This is a genomic window from Frigoribacterium sp. Leaf164 (assembly GCF_001423665.1).
In the GTDB taxonomy this organism is placed as follows: domain Bacteria; phylum Actinomycetota; class Actinomycetes; order Actinomycetales; family Microbacteriaceae; genus Frigoribacterium; species Frigoribacterium endophyticum.
Map to the genome: position 1 here is coordinate 1323178 of NZ_LMOX01000001.1, position 10174 is coordinate 1333351.

The window sequence follows — 10174 nt, forward strand, 5'->3', positions numbered from 1 at the left end:
GAGGCCGTGCCGCTGCGGGTGCTCGGCATCGACCCCGGCCTGACGCGCTGCGGCGTCGGCGTGGTCGAGGTCGACGCCCAGCGGCGAGCCACCCTCGTCGCCGTGACGGTCGTCCGGTCGGGCGTCGACGAGCCCCTCGAGCAGCGGCTCATGACGATCGGCCGGGGCATCGAGGCCCTCGTCGACGAGCACCGGCCCGACGCGATGGCGATCGAGCGCGTCTTCGCGCAGGACAACCTGCGCACCGTCATGGGCACCGCGCAGGTCAGCGGGCTCGCGCTGCGTGCCGCCGCCGAGCGGTCGATCCCCGTGGCGCTGCACACCCCCTCCGAGGTGAAGGCCGCCGTCACCGGCTACGGGTCCGCCGACAAGGCCCAGGTCGCCGCCATGGTGGCCCGGCTGCTCGGCCTCGCCGAGCCGCCCCGTCCGGCGGACGCCGCCGACGCCCTCGCCATCGCGATCTGCCACGCCTGGCGTCGCGACGGTCGCACGACCACCGTGCCGTCCGGCTCGTCCTCGGCGTCGGGCGGCACCGGAACGGCCGCCGGGCTGACGCCCGCCCAGCGGGCGTGGCGCGACGCGGAGAAGCGCCAGCGGGCTCCTAGGCTGGGGGCATGATCTCGTCCGTCCGGGGAACCGTGCTGTCCGCCTCCGGGACGACCGTCGTCGTCGAGGTCGGGGGAGTGGGCCTCCGCGTCGGCGTCACGGCCCAGCTCGCCCTGACCCTGCGGCCCGGCGAGACGGCGATGCTCCACACCGCCCTCGTCGTGCGGGAAGACGACCTCTCCCTCTTCGGCTTCGCCGACCGCGAGGAGCTCGAGGTCTTCGACCTGCTCCGCAGCGTGACGGGCGTCGGCCCGAAGAGCGCCCAGGGAGTGCTCGGGCACCTCAGCCCGTCGCAGGTCGCCCACGCCGTCGCCGACGACGACGACGCGGCGTTCCGTCGCGTCTCGGGCATCGGCCCGAAGACGGCGAAGCTGATCGTCCTGTCGCTGGCCGGCAAGCTCGACGTCGCGGCGTCCGCGCCCAGCGTCACCGCCGCCTCCAGCACGGCCGCCGACGTCCTCGTCGCGCTCGTCGGCCTCGGCTGGTCGGAGCGCGAGGCCCAGGCGGCGATCGACTCCGTCGTGGCCGCCCGGGGCGACGACGTCGCCGCGGCCGTGCCGCAGCTGCTCCGGGCGGCGCTCGGCCACCTCGGGCCGCAGAAGTCGCTCGGCGCCCGCTCGTGACCGACGCCGACCTGACCCGGCCCACCGTCGAGTCGGAGGCGGAGCTCGCCTTCGAGGGCGCGCTCCGGCCGACCTCGCTCGGCGAGTTCGTCGGGCAGGCGAAGGTCCGTGGGCAGCTGGAGCTGCTCCTCAAGGCCGCCGCGATGCAGGGGCGGTCGCCCGACCACATCCTGCTGGCCGGTCCGCCCGGGCTGGGCAAGACGACCCTGGCGATGATCGTGGCCCACGAGAGCGGCCGCCCGCTGCGCATGTCGTCCGGGCCGGCCATCCAGCACGCCGGCGACCTCGCCGCCGTGCTCTCGGCCCTGGTGCCGGGCGAGGTCCTCTTCATCGACGAGATCCACCGCATGGCGCGCTCCGCGGAGGAGATGCTCTACCTCGCCATGGAGGACTACCGGATCGACATCATGGTCGGCAAGGGCGCGGGGGCCACGAGCATCCCCCTCGAGCTCTCGCCCTTCACCCTGGTGGGGGCGACGACCCGCAGCGGGATGCTGCCGAACCCGCTCCGCGACCGCTTCGGCTTCACGGCCCACCTCGAGTTCTACGACGAGGCGGAGCTCGCCGAGGTGCTCCGACGCGCCGCCTCGCTCCTCGGCATCGCCGTCGACGGAGAGGCCCTGGCCGAGATCGCGGGCCGGTGCCGCGGCACGCCGCGCATCGCCAACCGCCTGCTGCGCCGGGTGCGCGACTACGCCCTCGTCCACGGCCGTGACGCCGACCTCGCGACGGTGCGCGCGGCGCTCGAGCTCTACGACGTCGACGACCTGGGGCTCGACCGCCTCGACCGGGAGGTCGTGAAGACCATCCTCACCCGGTTCGACGGGGGGCCCGTCGGGCTCGGCACCCTCGCGGTCTCCGTGGGGGAGGAGGCCGACACCATCGAGTCGGTCGTCGAGCCCTTCCTCGTCCGGGTGGGCCTCCTGGTCCGGACCCCGCGCGGGCGGGTGGCCACCGCGACGGCGTGGCGGCACTTCGGCCTGTCGCGCGGCTCAGGGGCGCTGTTCGGCGATGAACTATGATCTCCGGAGGTCGGTGAGGCCAGGGGCCCCCGCAGCACCGCCGCCGACGACAACCTCCTAGCTCCGAAAGGCAGTTCCTCATGGACGCCACATCGCTCATCATGGTCCTCCTCCTGGTGGTCCTCGTCTTCTTCATGTTCCGCAACAAGAAGAAGCGCGACCGCCAGCAGGCCGAGCTGCAGACCGCGCTCGTCCCCGGGGTCGAGGTCATGCTGACCTTCGGCGTCTACGGCACCATCGTCTCGATCGACGACGAGACCACCACGGCCGAGGTCGAGGTCGCCCCGGGCACCGTCCTGAAGGTGCACCGCCAGACCCTCGGCCGGGTCGTGACGCCCCCGGTCGCCGCCGACGACGAGACCGTCGTCGACGAGGCCGACGACGTCGACGGCCGTCCCGCCGCCGCACCGGTCAACCTGACCAAGCCCGCCTTCGGCGAGCGTGCCCCGGGCGACCGGGTCGACACCTCGGCCTCCGACGACGAGAACCCCCGCACCGTCTAGACCGCCGTCGCGGGGCCACGACGTGGCCTCGCTCGACCACCGGCGCGCGCTCCTCACCAGGGCGCGCGCTCCCATGAGAAAGCAGACTCCTCCGTGGCACGCTCGACGCCGGTCAAGAAGGCCCTTCGTTCCCTGACCTGGTTGTTGGTCATCATCGCGGGGCTGACCGCCCTCAACGGCACCGCCACCCTGCTGAACGGCAAGGCCGACTGGGCCGCCGGCGCCAGCTGGGTGCCCGAGCTCGCGCTCGACCTGCAGGGCGGCACGCAGATCACCCTCGCGGCACAGCTCGCGAGCGGCGAGTCCGTCTCGAGCCAGCAGCTCGACCAGGCCGTGACGATCATCCGCCAGCGCATCGACTCGGCCGGGGTCTCCGAGTCGGAGATCACCCGCCAGGGCTCGCAGAACATCGTCGTCTCCATCCCCGGCCGGCCCGACAACGCGACCCTCGAGCGCATCGAGGCCTCGGCGCGCCTGACCTTCCGCCCCGTCCTCTACACGGAGGCCGTGAGCACGGCCGCCGTCGGGGGCGACGACACCGACGGCGCCTCGGCGAGCCCGTCCGCCACGCCCTACACGCCCAACCCCGAGCTCAACTCGACCCCCACCGCCTCGCCGACCAACGCCTCCGACCTGGCGTGGATCACCGAGCAGCTGGCCGACGAGTACACGAACTACCAGTGCGCCGCGGACAACGACCTCGCCACCGCGCCGGACGACGAGCCGCTCGTCACCTGCTCGACCGACGGCACGTCGAAGTTCATCCTCGGCCCGGTCGAGGTGCAGGGCAGCGACATCAGCGACGCCACCAACGGCCTCGCCACCGACTCGCAGGGCAACTCGACGAACACCTGGGCCGTGAACCTCGAGTTCAACGGCCAGGGCTCGCGCGAGTTCAGCGACGTCACCTCCCGCCTCGTGACCCTGCAGGCGCCGCAGAACCAGTTCGCGGTCACGCTCGACAACCAGGTGATCACCGCCCCGTCCGCCAACGCCGCGATCACCGACGGCAAGGCGCAGATCACCGGCTCGTTCACGCAGGACACCTCGAAGACCCTCGCCGACCAGCTCAAGTTCGGCGCGCTGCCGATCAGCTTCACGGTGCAGAGCAACGAGAACATCACGGCGACGCTCGGCCAGACCCAGCTCGCCAGCGGCCTCATCGCCGGCCTGATCGGCCTCATCCTCGTCGTCATCTACTCGCTCGTGCAGTACCGGGCGCTGGCCTTCGTCACGATCCTGTCGCTGGTGATCGCGGCGACCCTGACCTACCTCGTCATCGCGATCCTCTCGTGGCGGGAGGGCTACCGGCTCTCGCTCGCCGGCGTGACGGGGTTGATCGTGGCCATCGGCATCACCGCCGACTCGTTCATCGTGTACTTCGAGCGCATCCGCGACGAGCTCCGTGACGGGCGCATCCTCGAGTCCGCCGTCGAGTCGGGCTGGCGTCGGGCCATCCGCACGATCATCGCGTCGGACACGGTCAACTTCCTCGCCGCCATCACGCTCTTCATCCTCGCGGTGGGCAACGTGAAGGGCTTCGCGCTCACGCTCGGCATCACGACGGTCATCGACCTGATCGTCGTGGCCCTGTTCACGCACCCGATGCTCCAGCTGATCGCCCGCACGCGCTTCTTCGGCGAGGGCAACCCCCTCAGCGGGCTCGACCCCAAGGCCCTCGGCGCGGTCTACCGCGGCCGGGCACAGTTCCGCACCCCGGCACCCGTCGGGGCTCGCAAGGGCGCCGGTGGCCGCGAGGCCGCCAAGCGCCAGACCATCGCGGAGCGCAAGGCCGCCGAGAAGAACGGCGACCGTGTCGACGACACGACGCGCACTGACGGGAAGGACTCCTGATGGCCAGTTTCTCGAAGTTCGGGAACGACCTCTACACGGGGGCTCGCTCCTACGACATCGTCGGCCGACGCCGTACCTGGTACATCGTCGCCGTCGTCGTCCTCATCCTGTCGGCCACGGTGCCCTTCCTCCGCGGCGGCTTCCACTTCGGCATCGAGTTCACCGGCGGGTCCGAGTTCCAGGTGGCCCAGCCCGCCTCCCTCGACCAGGACGTCGCGAGCGAGACCGTCGAGGCGACGGCGCCCGGCTCGACACCCCGCGTGACGCAGGTCGGCTCCGACACCATCCGCGTGCAGACCTCGCAGCTGGAGCCGGCGCAGACGAACGACGTCGCCGACGCCCTGGCCGAGGCCTACGACGTCCCCGCCGACCGGGTCACGTCGTCGTTCATCGGGGCCTCCTGGGGCGCCGACATCACCGGCCAGGCCATCAAGGGCCTCGTGATCTTCCTCATCCTCGCCGCGATCGGCATGACGCTCTACTTCCGGACGTGGAAGATGTCGCTGGCCGCCATGGCGGCCCTGCTCCACGACCTCGTCCTGACGGCCGGCATCTACGGCATCGTCGGCTTCGAGGTCACCCCCGCGGCCGTCATCGGCTTCCTCACCATCCTGGGCTACTCGCTCTACGACACGGTGGTGGTCTTCGACAAGATCCGCGAGAACACCACGGAGGACGGCGAGAGCTCGAGGCGGACCTTCGCGCAGTCGGTCAACCTCGCCGTCAACCAGACGCTCGTGCGGTCGATCAACACGTCCGTGGTGGCCCTGCTGCCCGTCGCGGCGATCCTGTTCATCGGCGCGTTCGTCCTCGGGGCCGGCACGCTGCGCGACATCTCGCTCGCCCTGTTCATCGGCATCCTCGTGGGCACCTACTCGACGATCTTCATCGCGTCGCCGCTCTACGCGACGCTGCGGATGCGCGAACCGGCCCTCGCCGACCGCGACGCGAAGAAGTCGGCGGCCTCCGCCCCCGTCACCGTCGACGAGCGCGCCGAGGTCGGCTCGTGACCGCCGCGGCCGGCTCGTCCGACTTCCCCGACGTCACCGCCGCGGAGGCCGTCGCCCTCGTCGCCGACGGCGGCTACCTGCTCGACGTCCGCGAGCGATCCGAGTGGGACGCCGGCCACGCGCCGCAGGCCGTGCTCGTGCCGCTCTCCGAGCTGGGGGAGCGCCTCGACGAGGTGCCGACCGACCGAGACGTGCTCGTCGTCTGCCACTCGGGGATGCGCTCGATGCGTGCCTCGGCGGCGTTGCGTCGGTCAGGTCGCCGAGCCGTCAACGTCGAGGGCGGCATGCTCGCCTGGCGCGACGCCGACGGCGAGCTGACCCGCGACGGCGGGGGGCCGGCGTCGGTCGACTGACCGCGAGAGGGTAGCGTTGTCGGAGCGGGTCACCGCCACGGCCACCACCCACCCGACGGGGCCGAGGAGGCCCCAGGACGAGAGCGAGGCGCGGTCGTGACCGAGATCACCACGAGGAACGACGCGCCGCCCGAGCCGCAGGGCACGGCGTCGCTCCGCACCCTGTTGCCCCGGCTCTTCTCCCGGAGCCAGCCGGCCGGTGCCGTCGACCGCCTGGTCAAGACCGTCCGCATGCACCACCCGAAGGCCGACCTCGTGGTCATCGAGAGGGCCTACAGCGTCGCCGAGCGCGCCCACCAGGGGCAGCTGCGGAAGAGCGGCGAGCCGTACATCACGCACCCCGTGGCCGTCGCCCAGATCCTCGCCGACCTCGGCATCGGCTCCAAGACCGTGGCCGCCGCCCTCCTGCACGACACCGTGGAGGACACCGACTACACGCTCGACATGCTGCAGCGGGACTTCGGCGACGAGATCGCGATGCTGGTCGACGGCGTCACCAAGCTCGACAAGCTGAAGTACGGCGACAGCGCCCAGGCCGAGACGGTCCGCAAGATGGTGGTCGCGATGTCGAAGGACATCCGCGTGCTCGTCATCAAGCTGGCCGACCGCCTCCACAACGCCCGCACCTGGGGCTTCGTCGAGTCAGAGTCGGCGACGCGGAAGGCGACCGAGACCCTCGAGATCTACGCGCCGCTCGCGCACCGGCTCGGCATCCAGGCCATCAAGTGGGAGCTCGAGGACCTCTCCTTCGCCGTCCTCCACCCGAAGCTCTACGTCGAGATCGACAACCTCGTCAAGCAGCGCACCCCGCAGCGTGAGCAGTTCGTGCAGAACGTCATCGACGCGGTGAAGTCAGACCTCAAGTCGACGAAGATCCGGGGCGACGTCGTCGGCAGGCCGAAGCAGTACTACTCGATCTACCAGAAGATGATCGTTCGCGGCCGCGAGTTCGACGAGATCTACGACCTCGTCGGCATCCGGGTGCTGGTGAACTCCCTGCGCGACTGCTACGCCGTGCTGGGGTCCATCCACGCCCGGTGGAACCCCCTGCCGGGTCGCTTCAAGGACTACATCGCGACGCCGAAGTTCAACCTGTACCAGTCGCTGCACACGACGGTGATCGGGCCGAAGGGCCGGCCGGTCGAGATCCAGATCCGCACGCACGAGATGCACCAGCGCGCGGAGTTCGGCGTCGCCGCGCACTGGAAGTACAAGCAGCGGATGAACGGCGGCCGTGACGACTCCAGCACGGGCGCGCGCACCGAGACCGACATGGCCTGGCTCGCGCACATCTCCGACTGGCAGGCCGAGACGGCCGACCCCGGCGAGTTCCTCGACAGCCTGCGCTTCGAGATCGGAGCCAAGGAGGTCTACGTCTTCACGCCGCAGGGCAAGGTCATCGGCCTGCCCTCCGGCGCCACGCCCGTCGACTTCGCGTACGCCGTGCACACCGAGGTGGGCCACCGGACGATGGGCGCCAAGGTCAACGGCCGCCTCGTGCCGCTCGAGAGCGTGCTCAACAGCGGTGACGTCGTCGAGGTGTTCACCTCGAAGAACCCGGACTCGGGCCCCAGCCAGGACTGGCTGAGCTTCGTCAAGAGCCCCCGGGCCCGGAACAAGATCCGGCAGTGGTTCACCAAGGAGCGCCGCGACGAGGCGATCGAGCAGGGCAAGGACGCCATCGCGCGGGCCATGCGGAAGCAGAACCTGCCGCTGCAGAAGCTGATGAACCAGGACTCGATCGCCGAGGTCGCTTCGCAGCTTCGACACGACGACGTCTCGAGCCTCTACGCCGCCGTGGGCGAGGGCCACATCTCGACGCAGTCGGTCATCGAGAAAGTGCTCGCCGCCGTCCAGCAGCAGAACGAGGTCGACGAGGGCGAGTTCGAGTTCCCGAGCAAGGGCGTCACGCGTCCGCTCCGCAACAGCGACTCGGGCGTGCTCGTGCGCGGGGCCCCCGACATCCTCGTCAAGCTCGCCAAGTGCTGCACGCCGGTGCCGGGCGACCAGATCGTCGGGTTCGTCACGCGGGGCCAGGGCGTCAGCGTGCACCAGGCCAACTGCCACAACGTGCAGGGCCTGATGAAGGAGCCCGAGCGGATGATCGACGTCGAGTGGGCGCCGTCCTCGAAGAGCGTCTTCCTCGTCCAGATCCAGATCGAGGCCCTCGACCGCAGCGGCCTGCTCTCCGACGTGACCCGGGTGCTCTCCGAGCACCACGTCAACATCCTCTCCGCGAGCGTGTCGACGTCCGACGAGCGTCTGGCCCTCAGCCGCTTCGTCTTCGAGATGGGCGACACCACGCACCTCGACCGTGTCCTCAACGCGGTGCGTCGCATCGACGCGGTCTACGACGTCTACCGGGTGAGCGCCGGCTGACGGGCCTGGCCTCCGTCGACCCGGTGCCTCAGCCGAGCACCGGGTCGACGAGGGCACGCAGGAGCGCCTGCGCCCGGGCGCGACCGACCGCCGACGAGTGGCGCCGCGAGAGCGACAGGACGGTGCGTGGCTCCACCTCGTGCTCGGCGAGCACCCGGAGGGCCAGTTGCTCCGACCTCCCGCTGGCGTCGCTCAGCCGGAGCAGGTCGAGCACCGTCCGCGCCGGCGACGTCACGAGGGCTCCGCCGAGGTGGACGACCTCGTCGTCGTCGATCCGCACCTCCGACACGCGGCTGCCCGACGGAGCTCCGCGGCTGCGGGCCGATGACGACACGAGGCACTGGAGGTCCGGGGGAGGCGCGGCGCAGGCCCCCCAGATCCAGGCAGCGGTGCGGCGGGCCGCGATCGTCCTCGACGACGACTCCGACAGGACGGACCGGGCCCGTGCCTCCGCGTCGTCGGGGTCGGCCACGGACGACCAGCGGTCACCGAGGGCGTAGAGCTCCCCGTCGAGCACGGCAGCCCGCAGCTCGGCCTCGGGGAGGTCCCGAGGGCTGAGGAGGCGGGGGAGCGGTCGGCGCACGGGCCCAGCCTGGTGCACCGGGGCCGCGACGACGGACCGCCCGCGCTCTCCTGTGGAGAGGGCGGGCGGTCGTGGTCGATCGGGGCGACGCGTCGCGGGCCGGTCAGGAGCCGAGTGCGTCCAGCCAGACCCGGCGGGCGTCGAGGGCCTCGCGGGCCTCCTTGACGCGACGCGCGTCGCCGGACGCCTCGGCCGCCGTCAGCTCCTCCTGGAGCTTCGTGATGGCGTCCTGCAGCTGGCTCGCGAGGCCCTCCGAGCGGGCCTTGCGCTCGGGGTTGTTCTTCTCCCAGAACTGCTCGTCGAGCTCGCGCACGTGCGACTCGACCTTGCGCAGGCGGTCCTCCACCGAGCGGAGCTGCTCGCGGGGCACGCGGCCGATCTCGTCCCAGCGCAGCTGGACGGAGGTGAGCTGCTCGCGGGCCGGCACGCGGTCGGTCACCGTGAGGATCTTCTCGGCCTCGTCGAGCAGGGCCAGCTTGGCCGCGAGGTTGCCCTCGTACTCGACGTCGTCCTGCGCGGCGATCTCGCCCTTGGCGGCGTAGAGGACGTCGCCGGCGCGCTTGAAGCGCGCCCACAGGGCGTCGTCGTACTTCTTGCCGGCGCGGCCCGCGCGCTTCCAGTCGTCGAGCAGGTGGCGGTACTCGGGGATGCCGTCCGCACCGCGGGCCGCCAGGGCGTCCGCGGCCTCGACGAGGGCCTGCTTGCGCTGACGGGCCTCGCGGTGGGTGGAGTCGAGCTCGGCGTAGAACGCCTTGCGGTGCTGGTCGATGGTCGACCGGGCCGCGCGGAAGCGCTTCCAGAGGTCGTTGCCCTCGCCCTTGGGGATGCGAGGTCCGTCCTGCTGGTGCTTCTGCCAGCGGGCGAAGATGTCGTCGACCGAGGCGGTGACCTGCTTCCACTGCACGCGCGCGGGATCCTGCGCGGCGAGCGTCTCGGCCTCGACGACCAGCGACGTGCGGTAGGCGACGGCCTCGGTCAGCGCCTCCTGCGCCTCGGCGCTCTGCTTCTCGGTCATCTCGCCGACGGTCGAGTCGAGGGCGGCCACGCGCGTGCGCAGGGCCTCGATGTCGCCGACGGCGCTCGGCTCGACGAGCTGCTGGTGAAGGGCCTTCACCGTCTTCGCCACGTCGGAGGCGGAGGCGCCGCGCTTCACCCGCTGCTCGAGCAGGGTGACCTGCCCGTTCAGCTCGGTGTACTTGCGCTCGTAGTAGGCGAGGGCCTCGGCGGGCGTCGCGTCGGGG

The 10174-nt window shown here is 71.5% G+C and carries 10 protein-coding genes; 8 read left to right on the forward strand and 2 right to left on the reverse strand.

The features are described from left to right. Positions 1-12 precede the first annotated feature (12 nt). From ruvC to ASF82_RS05985, 8 genes are all read left to right on the forward strand, one after another. Complete coding sequence (gene ruvC / locus ASF82_RS05950; RefSeq protein ID WP_200931984.1) at positions 13-618, forward strand: crossover junction endodeoxyribonuclease RuvC; 606 nt, start codon at positions 13-15, stop codon at positions 616-618. Beyond that, on the forward strand, positions 615-1229 hold the full coding sequence (gene ruvA / locus ASF82_RS05955) for a Holliday junction branch migration protein RuvA (RefSeq protein ID WP_056054645.1): 615 nt from the start codon (positions 615-617) through the stop codon (positions 1227-1229). Before ruvC ends, ruvA begins: the two co-directional genes overlap by 4 nt. Then, positions 1226-2251, forward strand: coding sequence for a Holliday junction branch migration DNA helicase RuvB (ruvB, locus tag ASF82_RS05960; protein ID WP_056054648.1), 1026 nt, complete (start codon positions 1226-1228; stop codon positions 2249-2251). Before ruvA ends, ruvB begins: the two co-directional genes overlap by 4 nt. Before the next feature lie 80 nt (positions 2252-2331). Beyond that, entirely contained in the window at positions 2332-2754 is a 423-nt protein-coding gene (gene yajC / locus ASF82_RS05965) for a preprotein translocase subunit YajC (RefSeq protein WP_056054651.1), read from the forward strand. Positions 2755-2847: 93 nt separating this feature from the next. Beyond that, entirely contained in the window at positions 2848-4608 is a 1761-nt protein-coding gene (secD, locus tag ASF82_RS05970; RefSeq protein WP_056054653.1) for a protein translocase subunit SecD, read from the forward strand. Further along, entirely contained in the window at positions 4608-5618 is a 1011-nt protein-coding gene (gene secF, locus ASF82_RS05975; protein WP_056054657.1) for a protein translocase subunit SecF, read from the forward strand. Before secD ends, secF begins: the two co-directional genes overlap by 1 nt. Then, positions 5615-5971, forward strand: coding sequence for a rhodanese-like domain-containing protein (locus ASF82_RS05980; RefSeq protein ID WP_082514349.1), 357 nt, complete (start codon positions 5615-5617; stop codon positions 5969-5971). The genes secF and ASF82_RS05980 overlap by 4 nt, the downstream gene beginning before the upstream one ends. A gap of 96 nt (positions 5972-6067) precedes the next feature. Then, positions 6068-8350, forward strand: a complete 2283-nt coding sequence (locus ASF82_RS05985; RefSeq protein WP_082514350.1) for a bifunctional (p)ppGpp synthetase/guanosine-3',5'-bis(diphosphate) 3'-pyrophosphohydrolase — start codon at positions 6068-6070, stop codon at positions 8348-8350. A 28-nt stretch (positions 8351-8378) separates the two neighbouring features. On the opposite strand, the gene ASF82_RS05990 is transcribed toward ASF82_RS05985, so the two are convergent. Further along, positions 8379-8933 (reverse strand): type IV toxin-antitoxin system AbiEi family antitoxin, encoded by a 555-nt coding sequence (locus ASF82_RS05990; RefSeq protein ID WP_056054659.1) that lies wholly within the window; start codon positions 8931-8933, stop codon positions 8379-8381. Positions 8934-9036: 103 nt separating this feature from the next. Continuing rightward, the coding region (locus ASF82_RS05995) for a DUF349 domain-containing protein (protein WP_082514459.1) at positions 9037-10174 on the reverse strand (1138 nt) is incomplete at its 5' end.

What these genes read in the sequence shown, in the direction of transcription:
- yajC (WP_056054651.1), top strand. Translation starts at nt 2,332, where the DNA reads ATGGACGCCACATCGCTCATCATGGTCCTCCTCCTGGTGGTCCTCGTC.
- ruvA (WP_056054645.1), top strand. Translation starts at nt 615, where the DNA reads ATGATCTCGTCCGTCCGGGGAACCGTGCTGTCCGCCTCCGGGACGACC.
- secF (WP_056054657.1), top strand. Translation starts at nt 4,608, where the DNA reads ATGGCCAGTTTCTCGAAGTTCGGGAACGACCTCTACACGGGGGCTCGC.